The following is a 22,519-nucleotide window of genomic DNA, read 5'->3' as shown; positions in this document are numbered from 1 at the left end:
ACAGTCTCTCTTCTTTTTGTAACTCTTCAGCTTTGTTTAACCTTGGTTAGACTTCGCCTCCCGTTACGCTACATGATTTCCATTTCTTAAAAGAACTTGCTCGCTTCATCATCCGAATCAGCTATTATGTCGTCGCAATTCGCATTGCTTAACTTGTCAGTTTGTTTCCCCGAAAATCGCTTCCGGCTCTTTTGTTTTACTCATTAACCATCGTTAACTTTCTTCCTTCTTTTATTGACTGAACTCGCTCAGCCTCAACTTCTTTCGCTCTCTCAAGCACCCTTCCGTTTGGGTCTGCAAAGGTAGAAAACCTTTTCTTATTTCCAAAACTTTTTTATTTTTTATTTTTAAAGTTTTGCAGTGTTTATCTTTCTTCTCTTTCCCTCTTCAACACCGATTCTTTTACCCTTTGTATGAACTACCGCTCCTGTTTGAAGCGGCTGCAAAGGTGCGAATTTCATTTTGATTTAGCAAGTGAAAATTTCACTTTTTTTAATCTTTTTATTCGCTTTTAATTTTCAAAAAACAACGCCTCTTTTTCTAAAGCGGTCACAAATGTACACAGAAAACCATCTACCAACCAAGATATATTTTCAAATAATTAAACCTATTTTACAACTGCCTGTAAATTAAGGTAAAATACATCCCCAAACACCCTCATAATTAAGTAAAGACGGGCATTTAGCTAATGTGTATATTTGAAATGTATATGAATGAGCATAATTTCCCTCCGCATTTCATCGCATCATTGAGCGCGGAAAACGGCTTCGATGAAGAAAATTTTGTAAAAGCGCACCGGTTTGAGGAGGCTCCAACCTCTATAAGGGTTAATCCTTTTAAACCATCTGCCTTAAAAATTACACAAAATGTACCCTGGTGCGCCAACGGATATTATCTTGAAAGCCGCCCGTCGTTCACATTCGATCCTCTTTTTCATGCTGGCTGCTATTATGTACAGGAAGCATCATCAATGTTTATTGATCATATTTTTAAAACCATCAACCAAAATAATGATGATGCGGTAAAAGTACTTGACCTTTGCGCGGCACCCGGAGGTAAAAGCACCTTGCTTAATTCGGCCCTGCAACCTGCCGATTTATTAGTGGCAAACGAGATCATTAAAACACGCGTACCTATATTAACAGATAATTTGAATCGATGGGGTACAGCCAATACCATTGTCACTAATAATGACCCTAAAGATTTCGGGAGGCTGAAAAGTTTTTTTGATATTATACTCGCTGATGCCCCCTGCTCGGGCTCGGGCATGTTCCGAAAAGATCCGGACGCGATGAGCGAATGGTCGGAAGGGAACGTGAACCTTTGCCACCAGCGACAGGAACGCATACTGGCTGATATTTACCCAGCCTTAAAAGAAGATGGGTACCTTATATATAGTACTTGCTCCTACTCACACCCGGAAAATGAAGATATCCTGGACTGGCTTTGCACCGAGTTTGAGCTGGAAAGCATCCGCATACCTATTAATAAGGAATGGGGCATTGTTGAAACCCAGTCGCCGGAGAAAAAAGCCTGGGGCTACCGTTTTTACCCGGGTAAGATAAAAGGCGAAGGCTTATTTGCCGCCTGCCTGCAAAAAAAAGAAAACAGCGGCGATCTGGCCTCCTTTAAAAACAACACCCAGCAAAAATTGCCGGGCAAGGAGCTCGACCAGGTGCGCTCATATATTAATAACCCCGACGACCTTTATTATTTTAAGGTAAATGACGACTGGATGGCTATTAACCGCGCCCATAAAGAAAGCCTCAATATACTACAGCGACAGCTCTATATAAAAAAATCAGGCGTAATTATAGGTAAGCTTGCCGGTAAAGATCTGATCCCCGACCATGAACTGGCGCTAAGCCTTATAATTAATAAAGATGCAGTTTTGGAAACGCCCCTTAATAAAGATCAGGCTATCCAATACCTGCGCCGGGACAACATAGAACTATCCACAACAGATAAAGGCTGGACGCTCATGACCTATGAAGGGCATCCGCTTGGCTGGGCCAAATTATTGCCAAATCGGATCAATAATTATTATCCTAAAGAAATAAGGATCCTCTCGACGCATCCTCCGAGGGAATGGTAATATTATGCCTTTACGTTAGGGATTGAAGCGGATACTAGCCAATGTGGCTAAGGCCCTGCGCAGTATGAGCGGAAAGCCCGGCCGAAGGCAACGCCCTAATAAATAAAGATCGAACTTAAACTCACAAAAAAAGCTAAGCCGCAAAGTTTTGGAATCTCTTCCCCCTTTGCGGCTTAGCGTATTTGCATAAAAGTAAATGCTACATTAAAGTTACTGTGATCAATTACCGTGCTCCATTATTTATTATTGAAATTTAAACCCTAAACCAATTTGCCAAACCTGGTTACGGTAATCGGGCAGGTTTTGATCAGCATAAGGACGATTTTCACCAAGGTCGATATTATAACGACCGCGGATCTCCACATTGCGGTTAATGTCAAAACTTATGCCTACTACACCGGCAACGTAACTATGATTGGCATCATTGTCAATATGATCAACACTGGTACCTAAACCGCTTTCGTAAGTATTTTTGGTTGATGTTAAAAAGGTAAGCTGCGGACCAACCAGTAGGTTAAAGCCCCGTACCACCCTAAATTTAGCCAGTAAAGGCACATCAATATAATTAGTGCGCTGTGTAAATTTCCCGTCCCGGTCATTCACCTCATATCCTTTTTGCGAAAACAATACTTCGGGCGCAAATGATAGTGGGTAGATAATAGGCACATCAAAGGTTAAACCCGCGTGCCAGCCGGCAAGTGAACTGGAACTGTAATTGCTGTTATAAGCATCAACCGTATTTGAAACGTTTAAACCTACTGCTAAACCAACTTTGGGGGTGTAAAAATCATCATAGCGGCGTTGGGGCTGGGATCTTTCAACAACCCTGCGGGGTGGCCGGCGATGACGCGGTCCATAGTAATACCCCTGCGCGCTAACTGTCCCTACGGTAAAAAGGCACATTGCCAAGAAAAGTAATTTTTTCATCGTATTTGTCTGTTTTAAATAAGTGGCGGAAAAGTCTTTAGCCCGTTAGTTTATCGGTTACTGCCGGCTTTTCCTTCTATGTATGTTAATAACGTGATAGATTAATAAAAAACACAAAGGTTTATTAGCGGTTTGATTTTTGTAATAGTTGTAACATCATTTTCATCAAAAATTCAGAATAACGCTACATTTGGCCTATGCAAGCTTCTAAAACCCGCATTTTCTACCCGCTGATTATCATCTTCACATTTTTCACCGCCGATGTTTTTGCACAAAAAGAAAGTTATATCCAATTGTTAGGCAAACAAAACCGCTGGGTCGACTCGGTGTATCATAAAATGAGCCGCAAGCAGCGGGTTGCACAATTATTATTTGTAAGGGCGCATACCAATAAAGGGAAAGCCTATGAAGATTCGGTTGGGCAGGTGATTAAAGAGCAGCAATTGGGGGGCGTTGTATTTTTTCAGGGTGGGCCGGTGCGCCAGGCCAACCTAATCAATAAGTATCAAAAACTGGCCAAAGTACCTTTAATTATAACTATGGACGGCGAATGGGGCCTGGGCATGCGCCTGGATTCTACCATATCATATCCATACCAAATGACCCTCGGTGCCATACAGGATAATAACCTGATTTACAAAATGGGCCAACAGATAGCTTATGATTTTAAACGCCTGGGCATGCAAATGAACCTGGGGCCGGATATGGATGTGAACAACAATCCTAATAACCCCGTTATCAATTACCGCTCTTTTGGCGATAACATGTATAACGTGGCCAAAAAAGGGATTGCTTATTTTAAAGGCATGCAGGATGCAGGCTTGCTTACTTCGGCCAAGCATTTTCCGGGACATGGCGATACCAATGTCGATTCGCATTTTGATTTGCCGCTGCTTCCTTATAGTCGTAGCCGATTAGATTCATTGGAGATGTATCCCTTCCGGGAAGCTATCAATGCAGGTATTAGCGGGGTAATGATCGCTCATATGGCGATCCCTTCCTTAGATAATACGCCCAAACTGCCCTCAACCCTTTCGCGCCCTATTATTACCGGAATCCTGAAAGATTCGTTAAACTTTAAAGGCCTGGTGATATCCGATGCGATGGAAATGAAAGGGGTAACCAAATATTTCCCCAAGGGCGAAGCCGATGTAAGGGCATTTATTGCCGGCAATGATATCATTGAACTATCTGAAAACTCCGACCGGGCTATCGGCCTGATCCGTAAGGCTGTGAGGCATGGCAGCGTTAGTGCTGTTGAGTTTGAAGCGCGGATCAAAAAGATCTTAGTTGCCAAATACTGGGCAGGGCTTAATCAATACAAGCCAACTGCTTTAACCAATTTAAGCCAGGACATTAACAGCGATGCCGCCAAAACACTGGTACAACAACTAAGCGACGCCGCGGTAACCCAATTGAAGAACAATAATGTAAAGCTTAATCCATTTTTAAAAACAGCCATCGTGAGTATAGGGGTAAGCTCGCCAACGCCTTTCCAGATGGAGGTTGTAAAAAGTTTCCCGAACAGCCGCATATTTATAGTTAATAAAGATGCACCGGCGATTGAAGTTGCCAATATCCTGAACTGGCTTAAACAATACCAGCAAGTAATTGTGGGCATACATGATGCCCGCCTGCGCCCGCAAAGCAAGCTTGACTACAGCAGCGATGTAAAACTGATGATTGCCGACCTGGCATCACGCAAAAACACGGCATTCAGTGTGTTTGCCAATGCTTATACTATAGCGGGTTTGCCGGGACTTGAAAAAGCTGGCAGTTTATTGGTTTGTTACCAGATGTCGCCCGAGTTGCAACAGTCGGCAGCGAAAGTGCTTAGCGGTCGGTTAAAGCCTACCGGTAAGCTGCCTGTAAGTGTAAATGCATTTTTTACAACGGGGATGGGGTTGTAGAAAAGAGATTAGAGACTGGCGATTAGAGGTTAGGTGCGCGCAGTTATAAATAATCTAACAGCCCATAACTGTTATTTAAACTGGCTTTCAGTTAATACTTTTTTATTTTTCATAACATTCAACAGGTATTGTGCCTCTGGCTCATAAAGATCTTCTCCAAAGCAGAAGTTTCGCATGCCATAGTCAAATGCTATAGTTCCCTTTTCTTTATTCCGGTAATAAAATACGAACCAAAATTTCCTGTCAGATTCCGAATCTATTTCCCTGATCCTAAACTCCCTGCATTCATTAAGATCGTAAACTTTTTCGCGGGTAAAAAGATCATTTTTTCGGTTGATGCTGAAGGTGCCCATTCCAATTTCGATGATCTCCTTGCCCCAAAACAACCAAATTATCGTTTTTACTGCCATAACTCCGCCAAGGGCCCAACCGCCTATCCATAGCAACATGAATACGCGGCCAAATTCGTTAGGGGAATTGAAAAGTTCACCAAATGCAGATGCTCCAAAATATACCCAAAAAGTTATCCAGCAACAAATCCATATAATGGAGATATAATTTCGTTTTACAGGAATAGTAATTTTGAGATACTCGAAATTATCCTCAACTATCGCCCGCCCCTGATAAGGTTTTTCCATGGTTAATATTATGGCCTAAATATCATATTTATTATCCTGTTTGCAAATGCAGCAGCATCCTTTTTTATCTTTACTAAATATTATGCAATCTACATTCAATAAATATAACGCTAAATTTCAGGAAGCCTTAGCCGGTTTAAATCCCGAGCAATTGGCCGCGGTTAACAAAATGGATGGCCCTGTACTTGTAGTAGCCGGCCCCGGTACAGGCAAAACGCAGATCCTGGCAGCGCGGATAGGCAAAATCCTGACTGATACAGACGCTTTACCCAGCGAAATCCTGTGCTTAACGTACACCGATGCCGGCGCAGTGGCCATGCGCAAACGTCTGTTCGAATTTATCGGCCCCGATGCTTATCGTATTAATATATATACATTCCATGCTTTTTGTAATGAGATCATCCAGGAGAACCTCGAGTATTTCGGCAAGCTGAATTTGGAGTCGCTTTCCGACCTGGAATCAGCTATGCTATTCCGGGAACTGGTTGATGAGTTCCCGAACGATCACCTGCTGAAGCGTTTTACGGGCGATATTTATTATGATGTTCCCCGGCTTAAAAGCCTGTTCAGCACTATGAAGCGGGAAAACTGGAACGCCGAAATGATTGAGCAGGCGGTAAATGACTATCTTGAAGATTTGCCTAACCGCGAGGAATTTATTTATAAACGGGCTAATGCCAAAGCAGGCATCAAGATTGGTGATCCCAAACAAAAAGATATTGACGCCGCGCATGATGTGATGAAAAAACTGCTGGCTGCTGTTGGAGAGTACCAAAACTATACAGAAAAAATGAAAAGCCGCGGCCGCTATGATTATGACGACATGATCATTTGGGTGTTGCGCGCGTTCCGCGATAATGAAGAAATCCTTCGTAAATACCAGGAACGTTATCAGTATATTCTGGTAGATGAGTTCCAGGATACCAGCGGATCGCAAAACGAGTTGCTGCGCTTTTTGCTTAATTATTGGGATACCCCGAATGTTTTTGTGGTAGGCGATGATGATCAGTCGATCTTTAAATTTCAGGGAGCCAACATGAAAAACATCCTTGATTTTGCCAATGACTATGTAGATACACTATACACCGTAGTGCTAAAACATAACTATCGCTCCAGTCAGCAGATCCTCGATATTTCAAAAGCGCTTATCGACAACAATTTTGAACGATTAACCAGTCAGCTTAATTTAGATAAAGCTTTAAAATCGTCGCACCCGCGTTTTAATAACCTGTTGGTTGAGCCGGTGATCCGGGAGTACGAAAACCCTGATAAAGAACTGGTTGATGTATCGCTACAGATAAAACAACTGGTGGCTGATGGCGTGCCCCCCGGCGAGATAGCAGTTATCTATCGTAATCACAACCAGGTTGAGGAAATGATCAAATTCCTGGATGTGCAAAAGATCCAGGTAAATACCAAACGCAAGATAGATGTGCTTACCCAACCCTTTGGCGAAAAAATCATCAACATACTGCGTTACCTGGCCATGGAGCTCGATTCGCCATACAGCGGGGATGAATTGTTGTTTGAGATCATGCATTATGATTTCTTTAACATCCCCCCTATTGAAATTGCCAAGGCAAGCGTTGCTGTGTTTAAAGAAAACTTTGGTACCCTGGCTTACAATCAGCCTAAAACTTCTATCCGCCGTTACGTAAGCGAGATGAGGCCACCCAAACAAGCAGACCTTTTTCACCCCGACCAGCAACAGGAGATGCGGTACCTGGTAAGCAATATTGATTACCTGCTCAAAGAGTCGGTTAGCGTTACGCTGCAACAGCTTTTTCAAAGTGTGATAGCCAAAATGGGCATCCTGAAATATATCATGCAGCAACAGGATAAGGGCAGCTACATGCAAATGCTTACCAGTTTTTTCGATTTCCTGAAAGATGAAAGCCGCAAAAGGCCAGACATCAACCTGCCTGATTTGATCTCGACCATCGAAATGATGAAGAAACATCAGATCCGCCTGGAGCTTAACCAAAGCATCTTTTCGGAGAACGGTGTTAACTTCCTCACCGCACACGGCTCAAAAGGGCTTGAGTTTGAATATGTGTTTTTTATTGGCTGCGACAAACGTACCTGGGACAGTAAAGGCCGGAACAGCGGTTTCAGCTATCCCGACACACTTACCCGCTCCGCCGCTGATGAAATTGCACAGAAAGAGGAAGCACGCCGTCTGTTTTATGTGGCGGTAACGCGTGCCAAGCAGCACCTTATGATCTCATACGCTGCCAAGGACAGGAAAGACAAAGACCAGGAGGCAAGCCAATTTATAGGCGAGATATTAGCCAGCACCAATATGCAGGTACACTATCCTAAAGTGGATGCCATGGATATGATCGAGTTCCAGGCAACCCAATTCAGCGAAGCCGAAAAACCAAAAGTTGAATTACTGGATAAAAACTACATCAATCAGCTGCTGCAGAATTACACCCTATCAGTAACCCACCTGAGCAGTTACCTGGACTGCCCGCTGCGGTTTTATTTTCAGTGTTTGATCAGGGTGCCATCGGGTAAAAGTCCAGCGGCTACTTTTGGACAGGCGGTACACTGGGCACTCAACAAAACTTACAGGCAGTTGAAGGATAATGATAACGAGTTTTTGAGTACGGAAAATTTCATGCGCGAGTTTAGATGGTATATGGCCCGCAATCGCGATTCATTTACTAAAGATGAGTTTAAGCTGCGCTCAGCATATGGTGAAAAGATCCTCCCCCCCTACTACGAACAAAATGTGCCACACTGGAATAAAATAGCGGTAACAGAACGATCTATAAAAAATATTGAAGTAGCGGGTGTTCCTATTAAAGGTAACCTGGATAAAATTGAATTTGACGGCAAGCAGGCTACGGTTGTCGATTACAAAACCGGCAAGCCTAAAAATGCAAAAGATAAACTACTGCGCCCAACCAATGATGCGCCAAACGGAGGCGATTACTGGCGACAGGCTGTTTTCTATAAAATACTGATAGATCATGACCGCACTACCGACTGGCAGGTGATCAGCACCATTTTTGATTTTGTTGAACCCATAAGCGATGGTGAATATTACCGCGAAAAATTTGTGATAACACCGGAAGACGTAGAGACAGTAACCGGGCAGATTAAGGACACTTATGAGCAGATCATGGCCCACAATTTCAGCACAGGTTGCGGCAAAAAAGAATGCGATTGGTGCCATTTTGTAAAAAGCAATTTTAAACAAGCCGATGAGATTTTGGGGATTGTTGCGGAGGAGGAAGGGGAATAGTTTTTTCTTAAAAAATTACTACCATACCATATGAAACACATCCTCCCGTTTTGCCTTTGGCGGTGTGATCACATTGACCACAAAAAGAAACGACAGGGGTTAACAGGGTTAACACAAATTCGAATATTTCTTAATATTAATCTAACAATCAGCTATTTATAAAAGGTACAGGGTTACACTAAAAATGCCCTGTGATCGGTGTTACCACCTTAAACGTACAAATTTAAACTCGCCATAGGAGAAATCGCATCACGTGATTATTACAATATGTTTCATTCTGCAAATTCATTAATTCCATAAATTCGGGTTTCAGACATACATCATATGAAACACATCCTCCCATTCCTCCTCCTCATCCTAACCTTGCCTGCCACTGCCCAAACCATCATAAAACAGGACGCTGGCATTAAGCAAATGGTTGATGATGTATCAGCCAAAAACATTGAGGCAACCATCCGCAAACTGGTTAGCTTTAAAAGCAGGCACACGCTGAGCGATACAACCAGTAAAACCACGGGCAGCGGTGCAGCGCGCAACTGGATCAAGGCCGAAATGGAGAAATATGCTTCGGAATCAAACGGGAGGATGACCGTAAAGTTTGATACGTTCACACAGCCTAAAGGTACACGTATCGATAAACCCATCAAGCTCAAAAACGTACTGGCCACACTGAAAGGTACCGATCCGAATGATACCCGGATATATCTGGTATCAGGCCATTATGATTCCCGCATAAATGATGTGATGGATGCCAATGGTGTTGAACCGGGCGCAAATGATGATGCTTCGGGCACTGCACTTTCAATGGAACTGGCAAGGGTGATGGCTAAACGATCTTTCCCGGCTACTATTATTTTCATGACGGTAGTTGGTGAAGAACAAGGGCTTTACGGATCGGCCAATGTAGCTAAACGTGCCAAAGCAGAAAACTGGAATGTAGATGCCATGCTGAATAATGATATCGTAGGCAATACTTATGGCATGGAAACTGACCTGAAAGATAACCGCAGCGTACGTGTTTTTAGTGATGGTGTACCTACAGCAGCTACCGATAAACAAGTGGCAGCTTTGAAATCATTAGGAGGGGAAAATGATAGTCCGTCGAGGCAGTTGGCAAGGTATACCAAAGAAATTGGAGAGCGTTATGTTGATCAATTGGACGTAAAGCTTATTTACCGGCGAGATCGCTATTTGCGCGGTGGCGATCATTTGCCATTTTTAGAACAGGGCTTTACGGCTGTAAGGTTTACTGAAATGAACGAAAACTTTAACCGTCAGCATCAGAATATCCGCGCCGAAAACGGTGTTGAATATGGCGACCTGGCCGATTTTGTAGATTTTAATTATGTACAAAAAGTAGCCCGCATGAACCTTTCGGTATTGGCCAATCTTGCTTCGGCCCCGGCCGAACCACAAAACGTTGGTGTGATCACCAGCGACTTAACCAATAAAACCAAACTAAAATGGGAAACTCCCGCTACTGGCAAAAAACCCGCCGGTTATTATGTACTGATGCGTGAAACCATCAGCCCCTATTGGGAAAAGAAATTCTATGTAACCGATACTATAGCTACGTTGAATTACTCAAAGGATAATTACTTCTTCGCGGTACAGTCTGTTGATGCTGAAGGGCACGAAAGTTTGCCGGTGTTTCCGAAGCCGGTGAGGTAGATAATCAAAAGATTGTAGGTTAGATAATGGACATTAGATTTTGCACTCAAGAAAAATGAATTTTTTGAATTTGATTCACGGCTGTTTAAGAAGTGAGTAATTAGCACTCCGGCAAACTGATAGGGATATTAATTGCCAATCCGCCATCACTTGTTTCCTTATACTTTGAGTTCATATCAAGCGCGGTTTGCCACATCGTTTTTACCACTGCATCAAGGCTTACCTTCGCTTTTTCGGGATTGCTTTGCAACGCCAGTTGTGAGGCAGTGATAGCTTTGATAGCACCCATGGTATTACGTTCAATGCAGGGGACCTGTACCAACCCACCAATCGGGTCGCAAGTGAGACCGAGGTGATGTTCCATGGCTATTTCGGCAGCCATAAGTACCTGGCGTTGGGTACCGCCCATACATTCGGTTAATGCTGCCGCAGCCATGGCAGATGATACGCCAATTTCGGCCTGGCAGCCGCCCATGGCTGCCGATATGGTAGCGCCTTTTTTAAAGATGCTTCCGATCTCGCTGGCAGTAAATAAAAAATTGATGATCTTTTGTTCGGTATTGCCATCGCAAAAAGCAATATAATATTGGAGCACTGCAGGAATAACACCTGCGGCGCCATTTGTTGGCGCAGTTACCACACGGCCAAATGAAGCATTCTCCTCATTAACGGCTAATGCAAAACAGCTTACCCAATCTAAAGTATTTTTAAAGCTATCGCCGGTATTCCTGATAGCTGCAACCCATTCCTCATAATTGCTATATTTATTGTTGCCGATGAGCTTTGCGTTTAATTTTGCGGCGCGCCTTGCCACATTTAATCCACCAGGCAATTGGCCGGTAGTGTGACATCCCCGGTAAATACACTCTTTTAATGCCCTGAAGATATTCAACACCCCGGTACGGGTTTCCTGTTCGCTGCGCCAGGCCAGCTCGTTTTCGGCTACAACTTCCGAAATCCGAAGACCTGTTTTGATACACCAGTGCAGCAGATCGGCTGCGGTATCAATCGGGAAGGGAAGGTCAACCTCCGCTTTTGATTGCCCTGAAGCACCTTCCTTCACCACAAAACCACCTCCTATCGAGTAGTATGTTTCAGAAATTGCCTTTCCGGTACTTAAAAATGCCTGAAAAGTTACCGCGTTTGGATGATAAGGTAAGCTTTCGTTAAACAGGAACAGCAGGTCATCCTCAGCATAAAAACTCAATGGTAAAATACCACCGATGATCAGTTCATGCGAGCTTTTGATCTGCTCAATTTTAGGTATTACCTGGTCCACCTCGAAAGTAACCGGGTCATCGCCGCTTAAACCTAATAATATAGCTATATCCGTACCGTGCCCATGACCTGTTTTGGCTAATGAGCCATATAATAAGATCTTAACCTGCTGCACCATCGGCAGTACCCCCTGTTGCTCAAGCGACTGCACAAACTGCTGCGCGGCACGCCAGGGGCCAAGCGTATGCGAGCTCGACGGGCCAATGCCTATCTTAAACATATCAAAAACCGAAATCTGTTCTCTTTGCATCAAGTCAAAATTAAGGATAAATTATAATTACAGGTTCTATAATAAATACGTTATGCTAGTGCTTTTGATAAAAATAATTTATAATTTGCGTTGAACTTAAACAAATAATACACTTAAACTTAAACACTAAACAAAATTATGGATTCTTACACTTCTTCTTCCGACATGTCTGCGGGCATGGCTGGTGCTATTTTTGGTGCATTTTTCATCCCGTGCCTTATAATCTGGGTTATCGTGGTGATTAGTAGTTGGAAAGTGTACACCAAAGCAGGAAAACCTGGTTGGGCGTCAATCATTCCAATTTACAACATCATTGTACTACTTGAGATAATTGGAAAACCTATATGGTGGATTATCATGCTTCTGATCCCTTGCGCTAATATAATTTTTGGTATTTGGATGATTAACCTGTTAAGTAAAAGCTTTGGTAAAAGTGAAGGTTTTACAATTGGTCTGATTATCTTCCCGTTTATTTTTTATCCGATTCTTGGATTTGGAAGCGCAACCTATTTGGGTCCATCTGCCAAAGAAGCACAGGGCGCTGCACCATTTAACCCAAATGATTACCGCGATCCGTTCAATAATCAAAACCCACCTCCACAAAACTATTAATGTGGGTAAATAATATCATGATATATGCTTCCTGCAGCCGGTTAGGGTTTATCCACTGGCTGCAGGGGCATTTAATACCCTGTCCCTTTAAATATCTTACAGGTATTGATTGCCCCGGCTGCGGCTTTCAGCGCTCGGTAGTAGCACTCATCCAGGGCGATTTCCAAAAAAGCTTCTTCCTATATCCCGCGGCTATTCCGCTAATCCTTTTTTTTATCTACGGCATAGCCGATGTTATTTTTAAACTCGATACTGATAAAGCCGTTGTAAAGAAAACCATTTTTATGATCAATGGTAGTATCGTGCTTATCAGCTATGTTATAAAGATGTGGCATCTTTATAATCACGTTGCTTATTGATAAGGCTCAGACATGGCGCTTACATGGCTGTAATCTTTAATAATAGCCTGTAAAAACTGCAGGTCGTTCATATCGGGAGGCAGTGTGGCTATTTTCAAATGCTCTTTTAGTTTTGTTGCCATATTGTAAACCACAACGGCATTATGTGTTTTCATGTAATTATGTATCACGTCGGCTATCAGCCTTACATCGTTATCGTTTAGCTCAGCTACTTCTTTAAAAGTAGGTTCATAATCGTCACCCGATGGCCTGAATGTTAAGCTGTCTATTTTGGTACGCGGATGTGTTTTTACCATAGCTGTTCCGGCAACCACATCACCTATACGCTGGCCGTTTTCAGTCACCAGGGCACAAAGCAGTGCGCCAAGGTTAAGGGTAATGCCAAAATCAACCATGCGCATCAGCCATCTTAACAGGTACTGTCCAAAGCGGGGACGGTTACCATTGAGGCTGATCACCCGTATCTTCATTATCCGCTTGCCAACGCTTTGGCCATTAAGCAGCGTTTCGCAAATCAAATCGTAAAATACAAATATCGCCGCCATGATAATTGCGCACGTTACCAGCACGCTTTCGGGCATTTTTCCGATGATCAGAAAAATAAAGATGAAATAGAAAGCAATGAAAATGGCGTAATCAATTATCCGGGCAACTATCCGTTCGCCGAGGCCGGCTATTTCATAGTCTATATCAATATTTTGTGTTGTGTGTACGGTTATGGTTTGCATCTTAACAAAGATAAATTTGTTAGTGTAAAATATGATTGCATATTAAAGATTTGTGAGTATTTTAACAAAAAATAAAACCTGCTTTTTAAAATGCGTGAGGCGCTGTTTATCAAACAAAATACCGAAAAATGGAAGGCCTATGAAACCAATAAGCCAACGGACCCGGATGAGCTTGCTGCCGCATTTATAGCCATTACCGACGACCTGGCCTATTCCAAAACTTTCTTCCCACAATCAAATACAACAAAGTACCTTAACGGTCTTGCATCAACGTTTCACCAGGACATTTACAAAAATCAAAAGGAAAAAAGTAACAGGTTTGCAGCTTTCTGGCGATACGAACTGCCGCTGCTTTTTTTTCAGCATCGCAGGCAGTTATTGTATTCGCTTATCTTCTTTGCGGTTTTTACCTGTATGGGAGTGCTTTCGGCCAAATACGATAATCATTTTGTACGGCTTATCCTTGGCGATGATTATGTGAACATGACCAATGATAACATCGCGAAAGGTGATCCTTTCGGTGTATATAAAAGCAGTTCTTCGGGCCTGATGTTTTTCCAGATAGCCATCAATAATGTTTATGTCGAACTGCGCTTTTTTGTGATGGGCTTATTTTTTTCTGTTGGTTCATTATACGCCAGTTTAATGAACGGCGTTATGCTTGGCTCATTTCAGTATTATTTTTTCAGCAAGGGACTTGGAATCCAATCCATACTGGTGATCTGGATCCATGGTACGCTTGAAATGTCGTCGTTTATTGTGGCCGGTGGTGCCGGTTTAGTACTTGGTAACAGTTTGTTGTTTCCCAAAACGTATACCCGGCTGCAATCATTAAAAAAAGGGGCGCTTGAGGGCTTGAAAATTACAGTAGGCCTTATTCCCATCATATTGTTAGCCGCTTTTTTTGAAAGCTTTGTAACGCGCCATACCGAAATGCCTGTTTGGTTAAGTATTATTATATTAGCTTCATCATTACTGTTCATGATATGGTATGTGATCCTTTACCCCGCAAAATTGAATAAAAACCTAAACTATATTAATACCGATCATTAAATGAAATATATTATTGAACTGAGGAGGATCCGTGATTTTGGCGAAATAATAAATGACACCTTCACCTTCCTGAAACAGAATTTCAAACCGCTTTTTTCGTCATTACTCGTTATCTGCGGCTTTTTTGTGCTGGTTGGTACTGTTGCCACTGCATTTTCACAATTATCTGTTTATGACAGTCTTGATCCAGGCGCTAAAGGCGACTATAACAGCACCCTCAAAGTGGGTATAAGTGCTGCAGCAAACGGTTTTGTGATGATGCTGGCGCAATTTTTTATATACCTTACCACCCTGTGTTTTGTCGCAGTTTATCTTGAAAAAAAAGGAGATAAACCAACGGCACAAGACGTTTGGGGTTATTTTAAATATTACTTTTTCCGTTCGTTAGGGAGTGGTCTTTTATTATTCATCCTGCTCATTTTCGGTTTTTTATTTTGTATAATACCAGGCATATATCTTACGCCGATATTTTACCTTATTTTGCCTACCATGATCATGGAGAATGCCTCATTTGGATACTCATTCAATAAAGGCTTCCGGCTTATAAAAGATCACTGGTGGATGGTTTTTGGGATCATATTTGTTTGCTCGCTGATAGTAAGTGTAAGTAATTCAATTGCCAGTATACCTTTAATGCTTGTTGCCTCATTGCGGATCCTCGTTTCTTTTAAATATCTTTCAATAGCAGCAGTGATATTTTTCAGTATGCTTCAAAATATTTTACTACTTACTTATGCTATTCCAACCATAGCCATTGCCTTGTGTTATTTTAGCCTCCAGGAAAGAAAAGATGGAACCGGGATCTTAGAGCGTATAGAAGCATTTGGCACACATGCCGATAAAGCCGACGATCTGCCTGCCGAACAATACTAATTGAGTTATGCCTAAACCGATACTAATCCTTTTCATACTGTTGTGCTTTACCCTCAATCCGTCGGTGGCTAAAGTTGGCGGAAAGGCTATTCCCTTAAAAACAGACAGCGTTTTTAAAAAGAAGGCCGCGGTTGTGCGTATGGATAGCTCGAAGGTGAATGTACGCCGTTTTAATGAAAATGCACTTGATAAATACCGGGCTGACAAGGAATATCAGTATAACGACAAAAGTATAGGTAATGAGTTGTCGTTCTGGGATAGGTTTTGGATGTGGTTTTGGCGTACCTTATTTGGCAGCTTAAGCATAAGCTCCGGCTTTGCTGGTTTTCTTAAATACTTCTTTTTGATACTGGCCGTTGGTGCACTCATCTTTTTTGTAATGAAGTTGCTGGGTATGGATATGGGCAACCTGCTGCTGGGTAAGTCGCGCAAAACACCACTGGCCTATACCGAATCGACTGAGAATATCCACGAGATCAATTTTGATGAGGAAATTGACAGGGCAATTTTAAACCACAATTACCGCTTAGCCGTTCGCCTGCTTTACCTGCGAAGCCTGAAGCAGCTTAGCGATGGCGGCCTTATCCAGTGGCAACCCGAAAAAACCAATTCGGCTTACGTATATGAGCTTAACAATCCATCTGTACGGCAATCTTTTGTATCGCTAACCAGGCAGTTTGAATACGTATGGTATGGCGGTTTTAATATCGATGGTGCTGCTTTTGGTAATATAAACCAGTTGTTTCAAAACTTTAAAAAACAGCTGTTATGAAGGACCTTAAGATTTACTTTATAATAGCCACAGTATTGTTTGCCGTTTACATAGTGGCAAACATGAATAAGCCCAGGGATATTAACTGGACGCCTACGTTCAGCAATACCGATAAAATCCCTTATGGCACGCGGGTACTTTATGAGCGTGCCCGGGATATTTTTCCCGGTGCTGTGATCAAACCTAAACGCCAGGCCATTTACAATACTATTGCCGAAGATTCCATCAAAGGCTCATCATACATTATCATAGCCGGGGGGCTCAATATTACCAAGCCCGATTTTAAACAGCTTAAACAATATATTACTGCCGGTAACGACGTCTTTATCGCCGCCGGATTTTTAGGGGCCGATTTTGAAAAGGAACTTAAAATAAGCATCACTAATAAATTTGCGGTTAATGGAAATACTCATACGTTAATGCATTTTGTAAACCCGGCCCTGTCGCCCGAGGTGAATTATTTTGTTGATAAGGGTTTAACAGCAGGCTATTACGATAAATTTGATACCGCACATGCAGTAGTTATAGGTGAAACGGACGACCATAAGGCCAACTTACTGAAGTATCCGATGGGGAAAGGCAACCTGTATTTAACGCCCAATCCGGGTATGTTCACTAACTACAGCTTGTTGAAGCCTCAGGGGGCCGAATGGGCTTCTACTGCTTTATCCATGGTAAAGAAAACACCGGAGATAGTTTGGGACGAATATTATACTCAGGGTACCGGTGAGAATGACTCGCCGATGAGGGTATTCCTTGGGAATACGCAGTTAAAAGCGGCTTACTATCTGGCATTGTTTACCTTGCTGATATTTGTGCTATATGAGGCGAAAAGACGTCAGCGCATTATCCCAATTATTAATCCGCTCGAAAACTCAACTCTTGATTTCGTGAACGTAGTAGGGCAGGTATACTATGAACGAAGGGACAACATTAACATCGCCCGGAAAAAAATGCAGTATTTCTGGGCTTTTATACGCGAAACTTACCGGATAAAAGCAAACCGGCCAGGTCCCGAATTTGTAGAAGAACTGGTTAACCGTACCGGTGCAACCGAAGACCTTGCCCGTGAATTGTCCGGTGCATTTATCTTCATCAGTACTCATGACATTGTAACAGATCAAGAGCTCATCAGGCTCAACCAACTTATTGAACAATTTTATATCCAATCCAGGTAAATATGGAAAACGAATTTTTTGAACAACGTACCGATCTATCTAAATTAAGCACTGCTGTTGAGCAAATAAAAGCCACGCTGGCAACCATCATCGTAGGTCAGCATGATTCAATCGATCTGCTTATTGCGGGGATCCTGGCCGATGGGCATATCCTGATTGAAGGTGTGCCGGGCGTTGCCAAAACACTTACCGCAAAGCTTATTGCCAAAACTATAGATGCCCGGTACTCCCGTATTCAGTTCACACCAGATCTGATGCCATCGGATATCCTGGGAACCTCTGTTTTTAACCCTAAAACAACCGAGTTTGAATTTAAACAAGGGCCTATTTTCGGTAATATCATCCTGATAGATGAGATCAACCGTGCACCGGCAAAAACACAATCGGCTTTGTTTGAGGTAATGGAAGAACGGCAGCTTACCATTGACGGGCACCGCTATAAAATGGAAGAGCCATTCACCGTTTTTGCAACACAGAACCCGGTTGAGCAGGAAGGTACCTACCGCCTGCCTGAAGCCCAGCTGGATAGGTTTTTGTTTAAGATAGAAGTGAAATATCCAACGCTTGAAGAGGAAATAACTATCCTTAGTCGTCAGCATCAGCAAAAAACAACCGATCAGCTAAGCCAGGTGCAACCTTTACTCGCCGCTGCTGATATCAACCAGTTGCGCAACCAGGTGAGGGCCCTGCATGTAGAAGATAAGATCCTGGAGTTTACAGCTAAAATTATCCACGAAACACGTAATAGCAAATCCCTGCAGTTGGGCGGTTCGCCGCGTGCGTCGCTGGCTATTGTTAATGGAGCCAAAGCGCTTGCTGCTACCAGGGGGCGTGATTTTGTTACCCCCGATGATATTATTTATGTTGCCGCCCCTGTGCTGCGCCATCGGATTATGTTAACGCCTGATAAGGAGATGGAAGGCGTAACGCCCGACGAGGTGATAACCCAGGTAATACAAAAAATTGAAGTGCCACGATAGTAAAAGCGCGTGAAAAAACTATTCCGACTATTTTATACCAACTTGTTTTTAACTAACCGTTTATTCGGCGCGGTTGCTGCCTGTGTGGTATTGTATTTACTTTCGTTTTTCTTCCCCTGGCTGGGCATTGTGCCTGATATAGCTTTCTACGCTTTGCTGGCCTTGTTAATTGCCGATCTGTTCATCTTATATCGTTTAAGCGATGGTGTATTTGCCAAACGCCTTGCCCCTGAACGCTTAAGCAACAGCGACGAAAACGAACTTAGTATTTATATCGAAAACCGGTATAGTTTCAGGATTAACACCGGAATTATAGATGAGATCCCCGCACAGTTTCAGAAACGTGATATTTGGTTTGCTACAACCCTTGCCCCCGGCGAACGTAAGCAGATTAATTACATACTGAGGCCAACCCGCCGGGGCGAATATGAGTTTGGCTTTATTCGGGTTTTTGTGCGATCGGCTATTGGTCTGGTATCTAAGCGTTACAATTTTGAGCAGGCTGAGACTTTGCCCGTTTATCCTTCTTTTTTACAAATGCGTAAGTATGAATTGATGGCGATATCAAACCGGCTCACCGAGATAGGCATTAAGAAAATCAGGAGGATTGGCCACAGTATGGAGTTTGAACAGGTAAAATCCTATGTTCCGGGCGATGACTATCGCACCATAAACTGGAAGGCCACAGCCCGGCGGGGCGACCTGATGGTAAACTCCTATACCGACGAAAAATCGCAGCACGTTTATTGCATCATTGATAAATCGCGGGCTATGCGGATGCCTTTTGAAGGGTTAAGTTTATTGGACTATGCCATCAACGCAAGCCTTGTGCTATCAAACGTAGCCCTGCTTAAAGAAGATAAAGCGGGTTTAATAACTGTAGGCGAAAAAATAGGTTCTATAGTGCCTGCCGATAAGAATTACGCGCAGCTTAATAAGATAATGGAGGTTTTATACAAGGAAAAAACCCGGTATCTGGAAACCAATATGGAGGCACTTTATGTTACAACACGCAGAGTATTAAAACAGCGTAGTTTGGTGGTGTTCTTTACAAATTATGAAAGCCTTTCGGCGTTACAGCGACAGTTGCCTTTTTTACGACGGATAGCCAAGTTTCACCTGCTATTAGTAGTCTTCTTTGAAAATACGGAATTAAAAATCCTGAGCGAACAACCGGCCAAAGATGTTGAAGGCATCTACATAAAAACCATTGCCGAAAAGTTTGCTTACGATAAAAAGCTAATGGTTAAAGAACTGGCCAGCCACGGCATCCAGTCGATACTGACATCCCCCCAAAACCTTACCATAAACACAGTAAACCGCTACCTGGAAATAAAGGCGAAGCAAAAGATATAGATGACCATACATCTCCCGAATTGTCATTACGCAATTACCCATCGCGCTTTATTGCATTTTGTAACTTAAAGAAAAGATCAGCATTTTTAACATCAGGTAGTTTAGTCCGCGCAGAGACAATTTAAACTGCCTGCTAACAAAATGTACCCTATATTTACATTGCCAACAATAGCCCAATCAAAACTTTCAACTTTTTGTTAACAATCTTTTTTTGAATTGTAAGCCTATTCCCTCAACTTCGCAGTCCGAATTTTGATTATGAGTATTCATTATAAAATAATAGCTGCAGAGCTTTCTGTAGCTGAGAAGCAGGTTACCGCTACGGTAGGCTTGCTTGATGAAGGAGCTACCGTTCCGTTCATTTCCCGTTACCGTAAAGAACTTACCGGCAGTTTGGATGAGGTACAGGTTGCCACCATCCGCGACCGTGTACAGCAATTGCGCGAACTGGACAAACGCCGTGAGGCTATCCTGAAATCGCTTACAGACATGGGCAAACTAACGCCCGAGCTGGAAAAACAGATCAACGAGGCCGAAACGATGGTTACTTTGGAGGACCTTTATCTTCCTTATCGCCCAAAACGCAAAACCCGTGCTACTACAGCCCGCGAAAAAGGCCTGCAGCCATTGGCCGATGTTTTATTGGAACAAAAAAATATCGACCCCGAACTGATAGCTGCCGAATACATCAGCGATGAAAAAGGCGTAGCGAGCGTTGAAGAAGCTTTAGCCGGCGCAAGGGATATCATTGCCGAAACCGTTGCCGAAAATGCTGAAATACGTACCAAAATCCGTGAACTGTTTGTTGAAAAAGGCACTTTTGCATCAAGAGTGGTTGAAGGCAAAGAGGAGGCAGGGATTAAGTACAAAGACTATTTTGAATGGACTGAGCCTGTTAAAACAGCGCCATCGCACCGCGTATTAGCCATGCGCCGCGGCGAAAAGGAAGAGATCCTATGGCTCGACCTGAAACCTGAAGAAGATGATGCACTGGAGATATTGGAAAATTCAGTTATCAAGGCAAACAACCCGGCTGCCGGACAAATCCGCCTGGCTATTACCGATGGCTACAAACGCCTGTTAAAACCATCGATGGAAACAGAGGTGCGCCTGCTTACCAAAAAGAAAGCCGACGAGGAAGCGATCCGCGTATTTGCAGAAAATGCCCGCCAGCTATTGCTGAGCGCACCGCTTGGTCAAAAACGCGTAATGGCGCTTGATCCGGGTTTCCGTACCGGTTGTAAACTGGTTTGTTTGGATGAGCAGGGCAAACTGCTTGAAAACACCACTGTTTACCCACACACCGGTGCAGGCCAGGCGCGTGAAGCTGAGAAAACGGTACAGCACCTGTTCCAGAAATATAATATCGAGGCTATCGCTATTGGAAACGGCACCGCGGGCCGCGAAACAGAAGTATTTGTTCGCAACCTGAATTTACCGGGCGTGACTATTGTAATGGTTAATGAAAGCGGTGCTTCTATCTATTCAGCATCTGAAGTGGCGAGGGAAGAATTTCCGGATTATGATGTAACCGTAAGAGGGGCCGTATCTATCGGTCGCCGTTTGATGGACCCACTGGCCGAGCTGGTAAAGATCGACCCAAAATCGATTGGCGTAGGTCAGTACCAGCACGATGTTGACCAGAACAAGCTGCAAACCTCTTTAGATGACACGGTGATCAGCGCCGTGAACGCGGTGGGTGTTGAACTTAACACCGCTTCAAAACAGATCCTGGCTTATGTATCAGGCCTTGGTCCGCAACTGGCGCAGAATATTGTGGAATACCGCAACCAGAATGGCGCTTTTAAACGTCGGGAGCAACTGAAAAAAGTTCCACGTTTGGGCGATAAGGCTTTTGAGCAGGCAGCAGGCTTCCTTCGGATCCACAATGCGGAAAATCCGTTGGATACCAGTGCAGTTCACCCGGAGCGTTATGGTTTGCTTGAACAAATGGCTACCGATATGAAATGCACAGTGAAAGACCTGATGAGCAACCCAACCCTGCGCAAAAGCATTCCGTTACAAAAATATGTTTCCGAAACCGTTGGTTTGCCAACCCTGAATGATATCATGGCCGAACTTGCCAAACCGGGCCGCGACCCGCGCGAGCAGTTTGAAGCTTTCAGCTTTACAGAAGGTGTAAATGCTATCGGCGATCTGAAAGTTGGCATGAAGCTGCCGGGCATCGTCACCAACATTACAGCCTTTGGTGCTTTTGTCGATATCGGCGTTCACCAGGATGGCCTTGTTCACCTGAGCCAGATCACCAACCGTTACATCAAAGACCCTAACGAGGTACTGAAAGTACATCAAAAGGTTGAGGTAACTGTTACCGAGGTTGATGTGAACCGCAAGCGTATTGCCCTATCCATGAAAGAGAACGACAAAAGCGAACCGAACCAGCGTCGGAGCGATGACCGCCGTCCGCAAGGCAATAACAACAAGCCCAACTTTAATAAAAGGGTTGAAAAAGAACCGGAAACCGATATGGCCTTGAAGCTGGCTGCGTTGAAAGGTAAGTTTAAGTTGTAATTAAAAAAAACGGGATTGCTCACGTGCTTGTTTACAAAAGCCAGTCATGTTGAA

General features: G+C 43.3%; 17 protein-coding genes. 13 read left to right on the top strand and 4 right to left on the bottom strand.

The annotated features are described in order from the left end of the window. Nucleotides 1-709: 709 nt before the first annotated feature. Nucleotides 710-2,095, top strand: coding sequence for a methyltransferase RsmF C-terminal domain-like protein (locus BLP33_RS26430; RefSeq protein ID WP_090534852.1), 1,386 nt, complete (start codon nucleotides 710-712; stop codon nucleotides 2,093-2,095). A 243-nt stretch (nucleotides 2,096-2,338) separates the two neighbouring features. Here the strand turns inward: BLP33_RS26430 and BLP33_RS26425 are convergent, their stop codons facing one another. After that, entirely contained in the window at nucleotides 2,339-3,022 is a 684-nt protein-coding gene (locus BLP33_RS26425; protein ID WP_090534850.1) for a porin family protein, read from the bottom strand. A 197-nt stretch (nucleotides 3,023-3,219) separates the two neighbouring features. Between BLP33_RS26425 and BLP33_RS26420 the strand changes: the two genes are divergently transcribed. Then, on the top strand, nucleotides 3,220-4,932 hold the full coding sequence (locus BLP33_RS26420; RefSeq protein WP_090534848.1) for a glycoside hydrolase family 3 protein: 1,713 nt from the start codon (nucleotides 3,220-3,222) through the stop codon (nucleotides 4,930-4,932). A 71-nt stretch (nucleotides 4,933-5,003) separates the two neighbouring features. Here BLP33_RS26420 and BLP33_RS26415 read toward each other — a convergent pair whose 3' ends face one another. Continuing rightward, a complete protein-coding gene (locus BLP33_RS26415) occupies nucleotides 5,004-5,570 on the bottom strand; it encodes a hypothetical protein (RefSeq protein ID WP_090534847.1) in 567 nt (188 codons plus the stop codon). Between the two features lie 82 nt (nucleotides 5,571-5,652). On the opposite strand from BLP33_RS26415, the gene BLP33_RS26410 reads away from it, so the two are divergent. Together BLP33_RS26410 and BLP33_RS26405 are read left to right on the top strand one after the other, a co-directional pair. Then, nucleotides 5,653-8,823, top strand: coding sequence for an ATP-dependent DNA helicase (locus BLP33_RS26410; protein WP_090534859.1), 3,171 nt, complete (start codon nucleotides 5,653-5,655; stop codon nucleotides 8,821-8,823). A gap of 324 nt (nucleotides 8,824-9,147) precedes the next feature. Beyond that, the gene (locus BLP33_RS26405) at nucleotides 9,148-10,494 is read left to right on the top strand and encodes a M28 family peptidase (protein ID WP_090534845.1); all 1,347 of its coding nucleotides are present in this window, start codon (nucleotides 9,148-9,150) and stop codon (nucleotides 10,492-10,494) included. A 100-nt stretch (nucleotides 10,495-10,594) separates the two neighbouring features. Here the strand turns inward: BLP33_RS26405 and BLP33_RS26400 are convergent, their stop codons facing one another. Then, a complete protein-coding gene (locus BLP33_RS26400; RefSeq protein WP_090534843.1) occupies nucleotides 10,595-12,022 on the bottom strand; it encodes an L-serine ammonia-lyase in 1,428 nt (475 codons plus the stop codon). A gap of 138 nt (nucleotides 12,023-12,160) precedes the next feature. Here BLP33_RS26400 and BLP33_RS26395 point away from each other — a divergent pair, with 138 nt between their 5' ends. Together BLP33_RS26395 and BLP33_RS26390 are read left to right on the top strand one after the other, a co-directional pair. After that, nucleotides 12,161-12,634, top strand: a complete 474-nt coding sequence (locus tag BLP33_RS26395; protein WP_217633233.1) for a DUF5684 domain-containing protein — start codon at nucleotides 12,161-12,163, stop codon at nucleotides 12,632-12,634. Continuing rightward, complete coding sequence (locus BLP33_RS26390) at nucleotides 12,634-12,993, top strand: DUF2752 domain-containing protein (RefSeq protein ID WP_229701768.1); 360 nt, start codon at nucleotides 12,634-12,636, stop codon at nucleotides 12,991-12,993. The genes BLP33_RS26395 and BLP33_RS26390 overlap by 1 nt, the downstream gene beginning before the upstream one ends. Here BLP33_RS26390 and BLP33_RS26385 read toward each other — a convergent pair. After that, nucleotides 12,987-13,721, bottom strand: a complete 735-nt coding sequence (locus BLP33_RS26385; RefSeq protein ID WP_090534842.1) for an RDD family protein — start codon at nucleotides 13,719-13,721, stop codon at nucleotides 12,987-12,989. The two genes, BLP33_RS26390 and BLP33_RS26385, sit on opposite strands and share 7 nt — an antisense overlap. A gap of 90 nt (nucleotides 13,722-13,811) precedes the next feature. Between BLP33_RS26385 and BLP33_RS26380 the strand changes: the two genes are divergently transcribed. The 7 genes from BLP33_RS26380 to BLP33_RS26350 all read left to right on the top strand — a co-directional run bounded on the left by BLP33_RS26380 (nucleotide 13,812) and on the right by BLP33_RS26350 (nucleotide 22,465). Then, a complete protein-coding gene (locus tag BLP33_RS26380; protein ID WP_090534840.1) occupies nucleotides 13,812-14,774 on the top strand; it encodes a stage II sporulation protein M in 963 nt (320 codons plus the stop codon). Further along, nucleotides 14,775-15,647, top strand: coding sequence for a hypothetical protein (locus BLP33_RS26375; RefSeq protein ID WP_090534838.1), 873 nt, complete (start codon nucleotides 14,775-14,777; stop codon nucleotides 15,645-15,647). Nucleotides 15,648-15,654: 7 nt separating this feature from the next. Then, entirely contained in the window at nucleotides 15,655-16,419 is a 765-nt protein-coding gene (locus BLP33_RS26370) for a DUF4129 domain-containing protein (RefSeq protein WP_090534836.1), read from the top strand. Next, complete coding sequence (locus BLP33_RS26365) at nucleotides 16,416-17,597, top strand: DUF4350 domain-containing protein (RefSeq protein WP_090534835.1); 1,182 nt, start codon at nucleotides 16,416-16,418, stop codon at nucleotides 17,595-17,597. The genes BLP33_RS26370 and BLP33_RS26365 overlap by 4 nt, the downstream gene beginning before the upstream one ends. 2 nt (nucleotides 17,598-17,599) lie before the next feature. After that, on the top strand, nucleotides 17,600-18,577 hold the full coding sequence (locus BLP33_RS26360; RefSeq protein ID WP_090534833.1) for an AAA family ATPase: 978 nt from the start codon (nucleotides 17,600-17,602) through the stop codon (nucleotides 18,575-18,577). A 9-nt stretch (nucleotides 18,578-18,586) separates the two neighbouring features. Further along, nucleotides 18,587-19,933: a DUF58 domain-containing protein gene (locus BLP33_RS26355; protein ID WP_090534832.1), complete on the top strand. Its 1,347-nt coding sequence runs from the start codon at nucleotides 18,587-18,589 to the stop codon at nucleotides 19,931-19,933. 258 nt (nucleotides 19,934-20,191) lie between these two features. Beyond that, nucleotides 20,192-22,465, top strand: a complete 2,274-nt coding sequence (locus BLP33_RS26350) for a Tex family protein (protein WP_090534830.1) — start codon at nucleotides 20,192-20,194, stop codon at nucleotides 22,463-22,465. Nucleotides 22,466-22,519 lie beyond the last annotated feature (54 nt).

Source organism: Mucilaginibacter sp. NFR10 (genome assembly GCF_900100445.1).
GTDB lineage: Bacteria > Bacteroidota > Bacteroidia > Sphingobacteriales > Sphingobacteriaceae > Mucilaginibacter > Mucilaginibacter rubeus.
Note: the sequence above shows the minus strand (reverse complement) of the source record. Positions and strands in the feature narration are given on the sequence as shown.

What these genes read in the sequence shown, in the direction of transcription:
- BLP33_RS26430 (WP_090534852.1), top strand. Translation starts at nt 710, where the DNA reads ATGAATGAGCATAATTTCCCTCCGCATTTCATCGCATCATTGAGCGCG.
- BLP33_RS26425 (WP_090534850.1), bottom strand. Translation starts at nt 3,022, where the DNA reads ATGAAAAAATTACTTTTCTTGGCAATGTGCCTTTTTACCGTAGGGACA.
- BLP33_RS26420 (WP_090534848.1), top strand. Translation starts at nt 3,220, where the DNA reads ATGCAAGCTTCTAAAACCCGCATTTTCTACCCGCTGATTATCATCTTC.
- BLP33_RS26415 (WP_090534847.1), bottom strand. Translation starts at nt 5,570, where the DNA reads ATGGAAAAACCTTATCAGGGGCGGGCGATAGTTGAGGATAATTTCGAG.
- BLP33_RS26410 (WP_090534859.1), top strand. Translation starts at nt 5,653, where the DNA reads ATGCAATCTACATTCAATAAATATAACGCTAAATTTCAGGAAGCCTTA.
- BLP33_RS26405 (WP_090534845.1), top strand. Translation starts at nt 9,148, where the DNA reads ATGAAACACATCCTCCCATTCCTCCTCCTCATCCTAACCTTGCCTGCC.
- BLP33_RS26400 (WP_090534843.1), bottom strand. Translation starts at nt 12,022, where the DNA reads ATGCAAAGAGAACAGATTTCGGTTTTTGATATGTTTAAGATAGGCATT.
- BLP33_RS26395 (WP_217633233.1), top strand. Translation starts at nt 12,161, where the DNA reads ATGGATTCTTACACTTCTTCTTCCGACATGTCTGCGGGCATGGCTGGT.
- BLP33_RS26390 (WP_229701768.1), top strand. Translation starts at nt 12,634, where the DNA reads ATGTGGGTAAATAATATCATGATATATGCTTCCTGCAGCCGGTTAGGG.
- BLP33_RS26385 (WP_090534842.1), bottom strand. Translation starts at nt 13,721, where the DNA reads ATGCAAACCATAACCGTACACACAACACAAAATATTGATATAGACTAT.
- BLP33_RS26380 (WP_090534840.1), top strand. Translation starts at nt 13,812, where the DNA reads ATGCGTGAGGCGCTGTTTATCAAACAAAATACCGAAAAATGGAAGGCC.
- BLP33_RS26375 (WP_090534838.1), top strand. Translation starts at nt 14,775, where the DNA reads ATGAAATATATTATTGAACTGAGGAGGATCCGTGATTTTGGCGAAATA.
- BLP33_RS26370 (WP_090534836.1), top strand. Translation starts at nt 15,655, where the DNA reads ATGCCTAAACCGATACTAATCCTTTTCATACTGTTGTGCTTTACCCTC.
- BLP33_RS26365 (WP_090534835.1), top strand. Translation starts at nt 16,416, where the DNA reads ATGAAGGACCTTAAGATTTACTTTATAATAGCCACAGTATTGTTTGCC.
- BLP33_RS26360 (WP_090534833.1), top strand. Translation starts at nt 17,600, where the DNA reads ATGGAAAACGAATTTTTTGAACAACGTACCGATCTATCTAAATTAAGC.
- BLP33_RS26350 (WP_090534830.1), top strand. Translation starts at nt 20,192, where the DNA reads ATGAGTATTCATTATAAAATAATAGCTGCAGAGCTTTCTGTAGCTGAG.